Here is a 14926-nt window from a genome sequence, read left to right as displayed (position 1 = left end):
CGTGCGCGCTGGGCTAGGCTTGAAATTCAAGTGATGCTGAGACCGGCCGCCCGCGCGGCCTATTCGCAAGCAAGCTTGCTCCCACATTTGTTGCATCGCAGCGCATTCTGAAAGAGAGGCGTTGCTTGCCTGGTTCATGCTCTGACAGCAGGCAACCCTGCCCCATAGGCTAATGTGGGAGCAAGCTTGTTGAAACGCAGCGCATTCTGAAAGAGAGGCGGTGCTTGCCTGGTTCATGCTCTGACAGCAGGCAACCCTGCTCCACAGGCTAATGTGGGAGCAAGCTTGCTTGCGAATAGGCTGGCCTGGCTTCAAAACATCGGCCGCCAAGCCGCAATTCCCACCACCGCCAACCCCAACAACAGATTCACCCCCACCAACCGGCGGATGCCACCCAGCGCCGCAGCGCCCGCCGGCCAGTCCTGGGCCTGGATGGCCGAGCGCAGCACTGGCAGTTGCAGCGCCTGGATGCGCAAAAACAACGCCAGCATCACCACATACAGCCCCATCATGGCCTGCACATAGCGCGGTGCGGTCTCGAAACCGCGAAAATGCAGCTGCAGCAAGCCGACGCCACTGATCGGAAGAATCAGCACGGCGGCCCAGACCCAGACAAAAAAGCGTGGGAAAACTTCCCCCCACAGGGTCAGCCGAGCGGGGCCTTGCAGGGCTGCAACCGCCGCTGGGCGCAGGATCATCCAGGCGAAGAACATGCCGCCTACCCAGATCAAGGCCGCCAGTACATGCAAGGTGTAGAGGGGGGCAAACGCGGTCATGTGGATCTCCGTTCAGCACGCAGGGATTTAGCGGGGTATGATAGCGGCCCTATTTGAAACACTGAAAATTTATCCAGGCTTTTTACGCCCAAGACCCATGATCAGTAACGAACTCAAATCCACGATCCAGGGCGCCTATACGCGCTTCCTCGAAGCCAAGAGCCTCAAGCCCCGCTATGGCCAGCGCCTGATGATCGCCGAAATCGCCAAGGTCCTCGGCGACATTGCCTGCGACGACGAAGGTCGGCGCAGCGGTGACCCCGCCGTGGTCGCGGTCGAGGCCGGCACCGGTACCGGCAAGACGGTCGCCTACAGCATGGCCGCGATCCCGGTTGCCAAGGCCGCGGGCAAGCGCCTGGTCATCGCCACGGCCACCGTCGCTTTGCAGGAGCAGATCGTCTACAAGGACCTGCCCGACCTGATGCGCAACAGCGGGCTGAACTTCAGCTTCTCCCTGGCCAAGGGCCGGGGCCGTTACCTGTGCCTGTCCAAGCTGGACGTGCTGTTGCAGGAAGGCCATGCACAAACCGCCACTGCCCAGTTGTTCGAAGAAGAGGGCTTCAAGATCGAGGTGGATGAGGCCAGCCAGAAGCTGTTCACCAGCATGATCGAGAAGCTGGCCGGCAACAAATGGGACGGGGACCGCGACAGCTGGCCTACCGCCCTGGAAGACCACCACTGGGGCCGGGTGACCACCGACCACAGCCAGTGCACCAACCGCCATTGCCCCAACTTCCAGCAGTGCGCCTTCTACAAGGCCCGCGAAGGCATGGGCAAGGTCGACGTGATCGTTACCAACCACGACATGGTGCTGGCCGACCTGGCCCTGGGCGGCGGCGCGGTATTGCCCGACCCGCGCGACACCATCTACGTGTTCGACGAAGGTCACCACCTGCCTGACAAGGCCATCGGCCATTTCGCCCATTACACGCGCCTGCGCTCCACGGCCGAGTGGCTGGAGCAAACGGCCAAGAACCTGACCAAGCTGCTCGCCCAGCACCCGCTGCCGGGCGACCTGGGCAAGCTGATCGAGCAAGTGCCGGAATTGGCCCGCGAGATCAAGACGCAGCAGCAGTTCATGTTCAGCGCCTGTGAGCAGCTCGCCGACTTCAAGACCGGCGAAGACATGGAAGGCCGCGAGCGGCCGCGTCATCGCTTCGTCGGTGGCGTGGTGCCCGAGCACATGCGCGAGATGGGCACCGAGTTGAAGAAGGGCTTTTCGCGCCTGACCGACGTGTTCACCCGCCTCACCGAACTGCTCAAGGAAGGCATGGATGGCGAGGTCAACATCGGCATCGCCAGCCACCAGGCCGAAGAATGGTACCCCCTGTTCGGCAGCCTGCTGATGCGTGCCCAGGGCAACTGGGAGCTGTGGACCGCCTTTACCGCCGAAGACCCGGAAGACAGCCCGCCCATGGCGCGTTGGCTGACCCTGGCCGAAAGCGGCGCGATGTTCGACATCGAGGTCAATGCCAGCCCCATCCTGGCGGCCGAAATGCTGCGACGCAACCTGTGGAACGTCGCCCACGGCGCCCTGGTGACCTCGGCCACCTTGACCGCCCTGGGCAAGTTCGATCGCTTCCGCATGCGTGCGGGTTTGCCCAAGGCGGCCATCACCGCCGTGGTACCGAGCCCCTTCCACCACGCCGATGCCGGGGTGTTGCGGGTGCCCGACCTGCGGGCCGACCCGCGGGATGCGCCAGCGCACACGGCGGCGATCATTCGCGACCTGCCGGAGTTGGTCGAAGGCTCGCGCGGCACCCTGGTGCTATTCAGCTCGCGCAAGCAGATGCAGGACGTGTTCGACGGCCTGGACCGCGACTGGCGCAAGCAGGTGTTTATCCAAGGCAACCTGTCCAAGCAGGAAACCCTGAACAAGCACAAGGCGCGGGTCGACGGGGGGGATTCCAGCGTGCTGTTCGGCCTGGCCAGCTTTGCCGAAGGTGTGGATTTGCCCGGTGCCTATTGCGAGCATGTGGTCATCGCCAAGATCCCCTTCGCCGTGCCAGACGACCCCGTCGAAGCGGCACTGGCCGAATGGATCGAGGCACGGGGTGGCAATCCGTTCATGGAAATCGCCGTGCCCGATGCCTCGCTCAAGCTGATCCAGGCCTGTGGCCGCCTGCTGCGCACCGAGCAAGACCGCGGCACCATCACCTTGCTGGACCGTCGCGTGGTCACGCAGCGTTACGGCAAGGCTATCCTCAATGCGCTGCCGCCGTTCCGCCGCGAAATTTCTTGATGCCTGGGGGCGAGATTCGCCCCTTTTCGCTGTCTATTCACTCACTGAGGCCGACACCGGCCATCAAGGAGAGCCTTTACCCCATGATTCGCCGTTCGTTGCCCGTTGCCTTTGCCCTGATGTTCGCCAGCCCCTTGATGGCGGCTCCCGGAACCCAGCAGACGCTGTTCAATTTCGTTCGCCCAGCCGATGTGGTGCAAGTCACCACCGCGGACACCAGCCTGCCGCAGTCCAATGCAGAGCAAACGGCCGAAGGCGAGGTATTGCGCCGGGTAACGTTCAACCCTGCCGTCGCGCCAAGCCTGACCCTCAAGCCGCAGTCGGGCGCCTGGGACTGGTCGGCGGACAGCGCCATGACCCTGCGCGTGCAAAGCGCCCAGGACTGGGCCATGACGCTGTACGTGAAAATCCAGAGCAACGACGGTAAAACCCTGACGAGCCGCGTCGACTTGCCGGCCGGGCCTGCGCAAACCCTGGTAGTGCCACTGCAAGCGTTCACGCCGCTGAGCCAAGGCATGCGCGCAGGGCCACCGATGCCTTGGGTGCACGACGGCTTGCGCACGTTGCTGGCCACCACCGAAGGTGAGCTGAGCACAAGCCAAGTGGTTTCTGTAACGCTGTCGATGGATAAACCCAGCGCGCCGCAGAACATCCTGCTGGAGCGCTTTGGCGTGGTGGAGGGCGATGTGCTGCAAAAGGCTGCCTACACTGGCATCGTCGACGGCTACGGCCAGTTCACCCGCAGCCGGTGGCCCGAGAAAATCACCAGTGACGAGCAACTGAAGGCGTCCGCCGCCCGCGAGCAACAAGTGCTCAAGGGGTGGTTGGCCGAGCGCGCCAAGCAGCCACTGGACAAGTTCGGTGGCCTCATGGCGGGCCCCGAATTCAAGGCCAGCGGTTTCTTCCGCACCGAAAAACGCCAAGGGCGTTGGTACCTGGTCACGCCCGAGGGCCATCCGTTCTACTCGCTGGGCATCAATACCGTGGTCCCCGACAGCGGTAAATCCTACGTGGCTGGGCGTGAGTTCATGTTCACGGGCCTGCCGCAAAACTCGCCGTACTTCGGTGAAAGCGATAACCGCGACGGCAACGGCTCGTCACGCGGGCGGGGTTACAACAGCGGCCGTTGGTTCGACTTCTATGGCGCCAACCTGCAGCGCACCTACGCCAAGCCCTGTGACAGCGACCCGTGCACCCCGCAACCCTTCGATGAAGGCCGCTGGCAGGCGCACACCCTTGATCGCTTGCAGGCCTGGGGCTTCAATACCCTGGGCAACTGGAGCGCGCCATCCCTGGAAGACAACAATCGCGTGCCCTATACCTTGCCGCTGTCGATCGTCGGCGATTACGCCAGCATCAGCACCGGCATGGACTGGTGGGGCCGCATGCCCGACCCGTTCGACCCACGCTTTGCCATGGCCACCGAGCGCGCCGTGGCCATCGCCGCCCGCGATCATCGCGACGACCCTTGGCTGATCGGCTACTTCGCCGACAATGAACTGGCCTGGGCCGGCCCTGGCACCGATCCGAAAGCGCGTTATGCATTAGCTTACGGTACGCTACGGCAGACCACCGACGTGCCGGCCAAACGCGCCTTCCTCAAGCAGTTGCGCGACAAGTATCGCAACCAGCAGGGCCTGTCCAAGGCCTGGGGCATCGACCTGCCGGCTTGGGAGCTGATGGAAGACCCAGGCTTCGAGGCGCCGCTGCCGAACCCCGAGCATCCGGAAATCGAGAACGACCTGAAGTATTTCCAGCGGGTATTCGCCGACACCTACTTCAAGACCATTTCCGATTCGCTGAAGTGGCATGCGCCCAACCAGTTGCTGCTGGGCGGCCGCTATGCCATCAGCAGCCCGGAAGCGGTGCAGTCCTGCGCGCAGTTCTGTGACGTGCTGAGCTTTAATTTCTACACGCCCAAGCCGCAGGATGGCTACGACTTCGCCCAGCTCAAGGCGCTGGACAAGCCCGTGTTGATTTCGGAATTCACCTTTGGCTCCCGCGACCGCGGGCCGTTCTGGCCGGGGCCGATGGAAGTCGCCAAGGAAGAAGACCGCGGTGCTGCCTATGCCACCTTCCTCAAGGCTGCCATGGCGGAACCGTCGATTGTTGGCGTGCATTGGTTCCAGTACCTGGACGAGCCGGTTACCGGGCGCCTGCTGGATGGCGAGAACGGGCACTTCGGCCTTGTTGGGATCACCGATGTGCCGTACCAGGGCTTCATCAATGCGGTGCGCAAAAGCAACCTGGATGCGCAGGAGCAATTGGGCAAGGCGGCCAAGGCAGTGCCGGTAGCGGGTGAAGGCGGCAAAGGGGGTGAACATGCCGGCAAGGGTGACGCCGGCCACGGCGAGGGTAAGGGCGAGGGTAAAGGCGGGGCGCACTAGGGCCGATTCGGGCGCAGCCTTCGGGGTATTCCTGATGGGACGCGGTGTTCTTTTCGCGGATGAATCCGCTCCTACGGGGGGGGCGGCATCGGCCTGTAGGATTCATCCGCGGAGCACCTGCCCAGAAACCCGAAGTAACCATAAAGATACCCACCACCGGAGCATGCATCTGTTCCCAAAACCCCCAAGGGCTGGAACAATGCCCCCCACTTTGTATTAAGCGTGTGCAGGGAGTCATCGGGTGCAGATTCAAGGTCATTACGAACTGAAATTCGAAGCCGTGCGGGAAGCCTTCGCCGAGCTGTTCAACGACCCTCAAGAGCGCGGCGCGGCGCTGTGCATACAGATCGGCGGTGAAACCGTCATCGACCTGTGGGGCGGTACGTCCGACAAGGACGGCACCGAGGCCTGGCACAGCGACACCATCGCCAACCTGTTTTCCTGCACCAAGACCTTCACCGCCGTAGCCGCGCTGCAATTGGTCGGCGAGGGCAAGCTGGCCCTGGATGTGCCGGTGGCCCGCTACTGGCCGGAATTTGCCGCAGCCGGCAAACAAACCATCACCTTGCGCCAACTGCTCAGCCACCGTGCCGGGTTACCCGCATTGCGCGAACTGTTGGCGCCAGAGGCCCTGTACGACTGGCAAACCATGGTTGATGCCCTGGCCGCCGAAGCCCCTTGGTGGGAGCCCGGCACTGCCCATGGCTACGCCGCGATCACCTATGGTTGGCTGGTGGGCGAGTTGTTGCGCCGCGCCGACGGCCGTGGCCCGGGCGAGTCCATCGTGGCGCGCACGGCGCGCCCCTTGGGCCTGGATTTCCATGTGGGCCTGGCAGACGAAGAGTTTTACCGTGTGGCGCATATCGCCCGGGGCAAGGGTAACGTGGGCGATGCTGCGGCCCAGCGCCTTGTGCAAGTGACCATGCGCGAACCTACCGCCATGACCTCACGAGCGTTCACTAACCCGCCGTCGGTACTCACCAGTACCAACAAGCCGGAATGGCGCCGCATGCAGCAGCCGGCCGCCAATGGCCATGGTAACGCCCGCAGCCTGGCCGGTTTTTACAGTGGCCTGCTGGACGGTACCCTGCTGGACTCCGAACTCCTCAACGAAATGACCCGTGAACACAGCGTGGGCATGGACAAGACCCTGCTCACCGAAACCCGTTTTGGCTTGGGCTGCATGCTCGACCAGCCGCAATTACCCAACGCCACTTTTGGCCTGGGTGCGTGCGCCTTTGGTCACCCGGGTGCGGGCGGCTCGGTGGGTTTTGCCGACCCGGAACATGACGTGGCCTTCGGTTTCGTCACCAATACCCTGGGCCCCTACGTGCTGATGGACCCCCGCGCGCAAAAACTGGTGCGCGTGCTGGCTAGTTGCCTTTAGTAGTCGACCGACGGGCTGCTGGAACCAGATCGATTGATCTACTATCCAATCAACGATTTAAACCGGCTTCTTAAGCTGATTTGTATTCATCTATTTTGTGGAAAGCTCATGTCTTACAAAAAATCCATCGCGTTGTCGGTCTGCCTGGCTGTTACCGGCTGCGCACACACTCCACAGAATTCCACGACGGACAGCGGCTTTCGCTGGTGGCCGTTTGGCGCTGACCAGGTCGCTGACAAGGGCGTAGAGCAAGCCATCAACGAAAGCGTGGCCAAGGCCGATGCCAAGCCTGCTCCGGCACCGGCCGCAGTGGCCCCGGTCGCCCAGGCCGACAGCGGCAGCCACTGGTGGTGGCCGTTTGGCGGCGACAAAAAGGCTGATGCCGTGAAGGCCGTGCCGACCGTCGACCCGAAGGAAACCCAGGCCTGGCTCGATGCCTATGAACCTAAAGTACGGGCAGCCGTGGTGGACAGCCAGTTCACCGTCGAGCGTCGCGAAAACGTGCTGGTGATCATTGCCCCGGTCGACACCAGCTTCAACCCAAAGCGCCCGGAAATGCTCCTGCCGATCAGCCTGGGCCCGATTACCAATGTGGCCAAGGCGATTGAAACAGACCCCAAGACGGCCGTTCTGGTCCTGGGCCATGGCGACACCAGCGGTGCCAGCGATACCAACCTGAAAATCAGCCAGCAGCGTGCCCAATCGGTTGCGGCTATCTTCCGCCTCAGCGGCCTGGAACGTAACCGCCTGTCGCTGCGCGGCATGGGTTCGGTCATGCCTCGCGCTGCCAATGACAGCCTGCAGGGCCGTGCCCTGAACCGCCGTGTCGAAATTATGCTGACCCCGCAGAACACCATGCTCGCGCTGTTGGCCAAGTACAATTCGCCAACGCCACCGGCGGCCGCGTTGGTAGCGGTCCAGGACGTGAAACCGGCGCCAGCGCCTGCCCCGGTTAAAAAAGCCGTGCCGGCGAAGAAGAAAGTCGCTCCAGCCAAGCCTGCGGCCAAGAAAAAAGTGACCCCGGCCAAGGCCGCGGTGAAAAAGCCAGCCCCAGCCAAGAAAGACGCCGTGGCCCAGGCTTCCGGCAACTGACCTGCAAGGAAATAGCGCAATGACTCAGGCCCTGGCCGATATGCGCCGCGACTACACCCGGGACGGCTTGACCGAGGCCAATGCGCCCGGCGAGCCGTTCGCGCTGTTTCGCCAATGGTTCGAAGACGCCGTCAAGACCGAGCAGCCGCCGGTCGAGGCCAACGCCATGACCCTAGCCACCGTGGACGCCCAAGGGCGCCCGCATTGCCGTGTGCTGCTGCTCAAGGGCCTGGATGATCAGGGTTTCACCTTTTTCACCAACTACGACAGCGCCAAGGGCCAGCAGCTGGCGGCCAGCCCGTTCGCTGCGATGACTTTTTTCTGGCCGACCCTGGAGCGCCAGGTGCGCATCGAGGGACGGGCAGTCAAGGTCACGCCGCAAGAGTCCGACGCCTACTACCAGGTGCGGCCACTGGGCAGCCGCCTGGGCGCGTGGGCGTCGCCGCAAAGCCGGGTGATTGCCGATCGCGCGCAATTGGAGGGCTTGCTCAAGGCCACCGAGCAGCGCTTCAGCGACACACAGCCCGATTGCCCGCAGCACTGGGGCGGTTATCGCCTGGTGCCCGAGCGAATCGAGTTCTGGCAAGGCCGGGCGAGCCGGCTGCATGATCGGCTCAATTACCGCTTGGATGATCACTCGTGGGTGCGCGAACGGCTGGCGCCGTAAACGCGGGATAGGCGATCTTTTTGACCTTCGCTGGCTCTGTGTTGTCCAGACGATGTAGCATGTGGCCTATCCATTGACGCCCGTCGTAGCACGCTTTGCCTCAGTCTTGAGCAGGCTGTACGCCAGCTGAATGGAAGCAAATTATTACAGCCGGTGTCGTGACAGTGTCCGAACCCCGGCGTTTAATGGGCATAAATGTCCCACGGAGTTTTCAAATGCGTAAGTCCGCTCTGCTCGTTGCCTGTTTCACTACGATGTCGCTGCTGTTGGGCGGCTGTATGTCGAACCTCACTGGCGACTCCTACTCCCGTGACGAAGCTCGCCGCGTGCAAACCGTGCGCATGGGCACCATCGAATCCCTGCGCCCGGTTAAAATCGAAGGCTCCAAAACTCCGATCGGCGCAGGCGCCGGTGCAGTGGTCGGCGGCGTCGCCGGCAGCGCCATCGGTGGCGGTCGCGGTAGCATCATCACCGCTGTGATCGGTGCGGTAGCGGGTGGCTTGCTGGGCTCGGCCACCGAAGAAGGCTTGACCCGCACCCAGGGCGTGGAAATCACCGTTCGTGAAGACGACGGTAGCATGCGCGCCTACGTGCAGCAGGTTCAGGAAAACGAGATCTTCCGAGTGGGCGAGCGCGTTCGCATCATGACGGTCGACGGCACCAGCCGCGTATCGCACTGATCTGCTGAGCTGAAAAACAAAACCCCGGTCTGTTGACCGGGGTTTTTTTTCGTTTCCAGAATGCCGGGGGGCAGTGGCTGATAGTGGCCCATCTACCTTGGCCAGGCCATTCAGCTAACCTTGTTTCGACTCGCCCACGCCATCACCGCGTACCCTAGCACCGCCGCCAACACCGACCCGGTCAAAATCCCCATGCGGTCTTCACCGGCGTACTCGCTGGCACCCGGCACATACGCCAGGGAGCCGACAAACAGGCTCATGGTGAACCCAATGCCGCACAGGATCGCCACGCCAAGCACCTGTCGCCAGTTGGCGCCGTAGGGCAGGCTGGCCAGGCCGAGCTTGATGGCCAGCCAGGTCAGGCCGAATACCCCGACGGTCTTGCCCACCAGCAGCCCCAGGGCGATACCCATGGGCACGTGGTGGGTGAAGCTTTCCAGGGTGATGCCCGTCAGTGAAACGCCGGCATTGGCAAAGGCGAACAGCGGCAGGATGCCGTAGGCCACCCAAGGGTGCAGGGCATGTTCCAAAGCCTTGGCAGGGGAGCTTTCGGCGTTGCGGGTGCGCAGCGGGATGCAGAAGGCCAGGGTCACGCCGGCCAAGGTGGCATGCACGCCACTCTTGAGTACGCACACCCAGAGGATCAAGCCAATGATCATGTAAGGCCCTAGCTTGACCACGCCCAGGCGGTTCATAGCGATCAGCGCTGCCACGCAGGCCGCCGCCAAACCCAGTGACAGGTTAGACAACGTACCCGAGTAGAACAGCGCGATCACCACGATGGCCCCCAGGTCATCGATGATGGCCAGGGTCATCAGGAACAACTTCAGCGAAACCGGCACGCGCTTGCCCAGCAGGGCCAGCACGCCCAGGGCGAAGGCAATGTCGGTGGCCATCGGGATGGCCCAGCCATCCATTGCGCTGGGGTGGTCTTTGTTCAGCGCCCAGAATACCAGCGCCGGCACGACCATACCGCCCACCGCGGCGATACCCGGCAGCACGATTTGCGAGGGCCGCGACAGTTGCCCCTCCAACACTTCGCGCTTGACCTCCAGGCCAATCAGCAAGAAAAACATCGCCATCAGGCCGTCGTTGATCCACAGCAGCAAGGGCTTGGCGATTTGCACCGCGCCAATCTGCGCCACCACGGGTACATCGAGAAAACTGCCGTACAGCCAGGACAAAGGCGAATTATTGATGATGAGCGCCAGCGCCGCGGCAGCGATCAACAGCAGTCCACTGGCGGCTTCCAGCTGAAAAAAACGATTCAAAGTATTACGCAGAGGCAAGGTCGCTCTCCATCCTGAAGTTCGAAGGCACACACCCTAACCCTTAACTCTGGTTGTTAAAACAAAAGTTATATTCTTATTTGTTATAAGCGAAAGGGATGGAGCTTGCAGGATAGAGAGGCTAGCAGAGCGGGCTGAAATTGCTGTCGGAATGGGGAGTTTGGGCTGTAGGAAATATCCGAAATTACCGATGTTTTTTCGCTGACGAATCCGCTCCAGTAGGAGCGGAGTCATCCGCGAAGGTCGCGCCGCAATTTGCTGACGTACCGCGGCGTGTTCTTCGCGGATAAATCCGCGCCTACCGGGGCACTGTGCGAATCAAGCGCTGCCGATTATCAGTCGTTCAAACCCAACATGCTTCGCGCCACCGCTTCAGCGATGCGGATGCCGTCCACGCCCGCCGACAGAATGCCACCGGCGTAACCGGCGCCTTCCCCCGCCGGGAACAGGCCCTTGACGTTCAGGCTCTGGTATTCGCCGTTACGGGTGATGCGCAGCGGCGAGGAGGTGCGGGTTTCGATGCCGGTCAGCACGGCGTCGTGCTGGGCGAAGCCGCGGATCTGCTTGTCGAAGGCCGGCAAGGCTTCGCGGATGGCTTCGATGGCAAAGTCCGGCAGGGCCAGGGCCAGGTCGCCCAGGGAGATACCCGGCTTGTAGGACGGCTCCACGGTGCCGATCTCGGTGGACGGCTTGCCCTTGATGAAGTCGCCCACCAACTGCGCCGGCGCCTCGTAGTTGCTGCCACCGAGCAGGTAGGCTTTGGACTCCAGCGCTTCCTGCAGTTCGATACCCGCCAGCGGGCCACCCGGGTAGTCGACATCCGGAGTGATGCCGACCACGATACCGGAGTTGGCATTACGCTCGTTGCGCGAGTATTGGCTCATGCCGTTGGTAACGACGCGGCCAGGTTCGGAGGTGGCCGCCACCACGGTGCCGCCCGGGCACATGCAGAAGCTGTATACCGAGCGGCCGTTCTTGGCGTGATGCACCAGTTTGTAGTCGGCAGCGCCTAGCTTTGGGTGGCCGGCGTACTTGCCCAAACGCGCCTGGTCGATCAGGCCTTGTGGGTGTTCGATGCGAAAGCCGATGGAAAATGGCTTGGCTTCCATGAACACGCCACGGGCGTGCAGCATGCGGAAGGTGTCGCGGGCGCTGTGGCCCAAGGCCAATACCACGTGGCGCGACTCGATGCGTTCACCGTTCTCCAGCACTACGCCTTGCAGTTGCTCGCCGTCGATCAGCAGGTCGGTAACCTTCTGCTGGAAGCGAATCTCGCCGCCCAGGGCTTCGATTTCCTTGCGCATGGTTTCGACCATGCCGGTCAGGCGGAAGGTGCCGATGTGCGGCTTGCTGACGTAGAGGATTTCTTGCGGCGCGCCAGCCTTGACGAACTCGTGCAGCACCTTGCGGCCGTGGTGGTGCGGGTCTTTGATCTGGCTGTACAGCTTGCCATCGGAGAAGGTCCCGGCACCGCCTTCGCCAAATTGCACGTTGGACTCAGGATTCAGTACGTTCTTGCGCCACAGGCCCCACGTGTCCTTGGTGCGCTGGCGCACTTCGGTACCGCGCTCCAACACGATCGGCTTGAAGCCCATCTGCGCCAGCAACAGGCCGGCGAAAATGCCGCACGGGCCGAAGCCGACCACCACCGGGCGTTCGCCCAGGCCTTCAGGGGCATGGCCGACGGTCTTGTAGCTGACATCCGGCGCCACGCCGACATTACGGTCCTGGGCGAGCCGGCTCAATACACTGGCTTCGTCCGCCACCGTCACGTCGATGGTGTAGATGAAGTCCAGTTGGGAATTCTTTTTGCGCGCATCGTAGCTGCGCTTGAACAGGGTGAAATCCAGCAGGTGCTCGTCGGCGATGCCCAGGCGCTGCACGATGGCGGGCCGCAGGTCTTCTTCAGCGTGATCGAGGGGGAGCTTAAGTTCGGTGATTCGTAACATGACAGGGTCCAATATCCGGGCCACAGGGGCGCCCCGGCAGCTTTGCACTAACCGGCAATTATAAACCGCCCAGGGCCTGCGCCGTCAGGTTTAAAACGCCCGACGGCAGACAAACAGTGCGTCAGTCGGTATGGGCGCCGCCGAAATAGGCACAACCCTGCTGCACTTGGCCGTTCACCCGAAGCTCTGCGCTCAGGGATTCAACGCTGCCGCGACGTGGGTCGACGCAGCGTTGCGGGGCGACCCACAATTCGACTTTCTGGCCGTTGGCCTCGGTGCTCAGGCTGAAGCGGCCATCGGGCAATTGCTCTTCGACGTAGGGCACGGCGAACGGCGGCTGGCCTTCGCGGTTCAGTTCCAAGCCCTTGCCGCTGGCCTTCAGGTCCCATTTTTCGCCGCTGGCGTGAACGGTCATCAACTTGAAGTTGGGGTCGTTGCAGGCATTGGCCCCGCGCTGCAGGCGGTAAATCTTGCTCAGGTCCAACTGGCCTTCGCTGGTGGCGGTCTTGTTGGCGCTGAAGCTGCCGCGTAGGTCGGCGTACACCTGGCCGGATTTGTCCGCCAGGCTGGCGGCTTCCTGCAACACGCTGGTGTTGCCCACGTCCTTGACCACGAAGCGCCGTTGCTCGCCGCAGGCGCGGAACAACAATTGCCCGCTGTCGCCCACCAGCACGCCTTGCATGCGGCTTTGGCCGTCTGAGTCCGGGGTGCTCGATTGCAGGGTCAGAATGTTGCAGCCGGCAAACAGCGGCAGCAGGGCGACGAACAGAAGGGAACGGGCAGCGCGCATCGAAGGGTCTCCTAACAGATGCGCGCCACGGTATCACATGGGCATGAAAATCGTGTCAGTAGCCAACCCGATACGTTTGCCCGGTGTGCCGGCCCTCGACGCTTTTTGCATAAGCCAGCGCCACGTCGCCACCCGGCACAGGCTTGAAGCCACGGAAATACGGTGCATAACCTTCCATGGCCTCGACCAGCACGGTAGGGCTCACCACGTTCACCCGCAAGCCGCGTGGCAACTCGATCGCCGCCGAACGCACGAAAGCGTTCAGCGCGCCGTTCACCAGGCCTGCCGAAGCGCCCAGGCGGATCGGTTCGTCGCTGATGATCCCGGAGGTGAAGGTGAACGAGCCGCCATCGTTGATGAACTCACGGCCAATCAGCAGCAGGTTGACCTGGCCCATCAACTTGTCTTGCAGGCCCAGGCTGAAATCCTGCTCGGACATTTCTTCAAGGGGCGCGAACTTCACGTTGCCGGCCGCACAGATCAGCGCATCGAACGGCCCGGTCTGTTCGAACAGCTGGCGGATCGAGGCGCTGTCGCTGATGTCGACCCGATAGTCGCCACTGCTACGCCCGACGCTGATGATTTCGTGGCGCTGGGACAGTTCGGTGGCCACCGCCGAGCCAATGGTGCCTTGTGCGCCGATCAGGATGATTTTCATGGGATGCCCTCGGTCTTCGTGAGTGAGCCCTCAGTGTAGGGATTTGTTTGGGGGTGATAATCTAGCTAATCGGCAACCTTTGGTTTTCCTGTGGAAACAATCGATGAGCGAATTGGACGATCTGGCAGCCTTCGCGGTGTTGATGGAGGCGGGCAGCTTTACCCGTGGCGCTGAGCAGTTGGGTTGGAGCAAAGGGCAGTTGTCCAAGCGCATCAGCCAGCTGGAGGCCACCCATGCGGTGCAGTTGCTGCACCGCACTACCCGGCGCCTGAGCCTTACGGCCGCAGGCGCCGCCTTGTTGCCCCAGGCCCAGGCCTTGCTGACGCAAATGGAACGGGCCCGTCAGACCTTGGCGGCGCTTAAGGATGACATTGCAGGCCCGGTGCGCATGAGCGTGCCGGTATCGCTGGGGGAAACCTTTTTTGAAGGCTTGCTGGCGTTCGGTCGCCAATACCCCCACGTGCAAATCGAGATGGAGTTGAGCAACGGCTACCGTGATCTGGCGCGCGAGGGCTTCGACCTGGCGATTCGCTCGGCGCTGAACATCAACGATCGCCTGGTGGCGCGGCCCTTGCTGAACATGCGCGAACTGACCTGCGCCAGCCCCGCCTACCTGGCGCAACACCCGGCACCGGTGGGGCCGCAGGACTTGGCCGGGCACCAATGCCTGCTCAACAGCCATTACAGCGGCCGCGAAGAATGGCTGTATCACCAGCAGCATGAGTTGATACGGGTCAGGGTGGCGGGGCCGTTTGCCAGCAATCATTACAGCCTGCTCAAGAATGCAGCGCTGCTGGGCGCCGGGGTGGCGCGCTTGCCTTCGTACATGTTGCATGCCGAATTGGCGGACGGGCGCTTGCGCTGGTTATTGCGTGATTACCAGACGCGAAGCACACCGATGTTCCTGGTGCACCCGTACCAGGGCGGGCTGCCAAGGCGGATCCAGGTGGTGGTGGATTATCTGGTGGGGTGGTTTGCACGCAGCAATGAGGTGCTGGAGCGGGTTTGA

The 14926-nt window shown here is 62.6% G+C and carries 12 protein-coding genes; 7 read left to right on the top strand and 5 right to left on the bottom strand.

All coding sequences use genetic code 11. From position 1 onward, the window contains the following. Positions 1 to 311 precede the first annotated feature (311 nt). Entirely contained in the window at positions 312 to 776 is a 465-nt protein-coding gene (locus tag L9B60_RS04155) for a CopD family protein (protein ID WP_249676595.1), read from the bottom strand. A 97-nt stretch (positions 777 to 873) separates the two neighbouring features. On the opposite strand from L9B60_RS04155, the gene dinG reads away from it, so the two are divergent. The 6 genes from dinG (at position 874) to L9B60_RS04125 (ending at position 9231) form a co-directional block, all read left to right on the top strand. Then, entirely contained in the window at positions 874 to 3018 is a 2145-nt protein-coding gene (gene dinG / locus L9B60_RS04150; RefSeq protein WP_249676593.1) for an ATP-dependent DNA helicase DinG, read from the top strand. 83 nt (positions 3019 to 3101) lie between these two features. Beyond that, complete coding sequence (locus L9B60_RS04145; protein WP_249676590.1) at positions 3102 to 5405, top strand: beta-agarase; 2304 nt, start codon at positions 3102 to 3104, stop codon at positions 5403 to 5405. A 241-nt stretch (positions 5406 to 5646) separates the two neighbouring features. Beyond that, entirely contained in the window at positions 5647 to 6792 is a 1146-nt protein-coding gene (locus L9B60_RS04140; RefSeq protein WP_249676586.1) for a serine hydrolase domain-containing protein, read from the top strand. Positions 6793 to 6900: 108 nt separating this feature from the next. Beyond that, positions 6901 to 7884 carry an OmpA family protein gene (locus tag L9B60_RS04135; protein ID WP_249676584.1) on the top strand — a complete coding sequence of 328 codons (984 nt, stop codon included), beginning with the start codon at positions 6901 to 6903 and terminating at the stop codon, positions 7882 to 7884. 19 nt (positions 7885 to 7903) lie between these two features. Beyond that, positions 7904 to 8551, top strand: coding sequence for a pyridoxamine 5'-phosphate oxidase (gene pdxH / locus L9B60_RS04130; RefSeq protein ID WP_249676583.1), 648 nt, complete (start codon positions 7904 to 7906; stop codon positions 8549 to 8551). Positions 8552 to 8766: 215 nt separating this feature from the next. Continuing rightward, a complete protein-coding gene (locus L9B60_RS04125; RefSeq protein WP_249676580.1) occupies positions 8767 to 9231 on the top strand; it encodes an outer membrane lipoprotein in 465 nt (154 codons plus the stop codon). 110 nt (positions 9232 to 9341) lie between these two features. Here L9B60_RS04125 and nhaA read toward each other — a convergent pair whose 3' ends face one another. From nhaA to L9B60_RS04105, 4 genes are all read right to left on the bottom strand, one after another. Further along, on the bottom strand, positions 9342 to 10520 hold the full coding sequence (gene nhaA, locus L9B60_RS04120) for a Na+/H+ antiporter NhaA (protein WP_249676577.1): 1179 nt from the start codon (positions 10518 to 10520) through the stop codon (positions 9342 to 9344). A gap of 335 nt (positions 10521 to 10855) precedes the next feature. Next, positions 10856 to 12469 (bottom strand): NAD(P)/FAD-dependent oxidoreductase, encoded by a 1614-nt coding sequence (locus L9B60_RS04115; RefSeq protein WP_249676574.1) that lies wholly within the window; start codon positions 12467 to 12469, stop codon positions 10856 to 10858. A 121-nt stretch (positions 12470 to 12590) separates the two neighbouring features. Next, entirely contained in the window at positions 12591 to 13259 is a 669-nt protein-coding gene (locus L9B60_RS04110; RefSeq protein WP_249676571.1) for a hypothetical protein, read from the bottom strand. A 55-nt stretch (positions 13260 to 13314) separates the two neighbouring features. Further along, positions 13315 to 13917, bottom strand: a complete 603-nt coding sequence (locus L9B60_RS04105; RefSeq protein ID WP_249676568.1) for a short chain dehydrogenase — start codon at positions 13915 to 13917, stop codon at positions 13315 to 13317. A 103-nt stretch (positions 13918 to 14020) separates the two neighbouring features. Here L9B60_RS04105 and L9B60_RS04100 point away from each other — a divergent pair, with 103 nt between their 5' ends. Beyond that, positions 14021 to 14926 carry a LysR family transcriptional regulator gene (locus L9B60_RS04100; protein ID WP_249676565.1) on the top strand — a complete coding sequence of 302 codons (906 nt, stop codon included), beginning with the start codon at positions 14021 to 14023 and terminating at the stop codon, positions 14924 to 14926.

Origin of the sequence: Pseudomonas abieticivorans (genome assembly GCF_023509015.1) — a bacterium.
GTDB classification, from domain to species: domain Bacteria; phylum Pseudomonadota; class Gammaproteobacteria; order Pseudomonadales; family Pseudomonadaceae; genus Aquipseudomonas; species Aquipseudomonas abieticivorans.
Note: the sequence above shows the minus strand (reverse complement) of the source record. Positions and strands in the feature narration are given on the sequence as shown.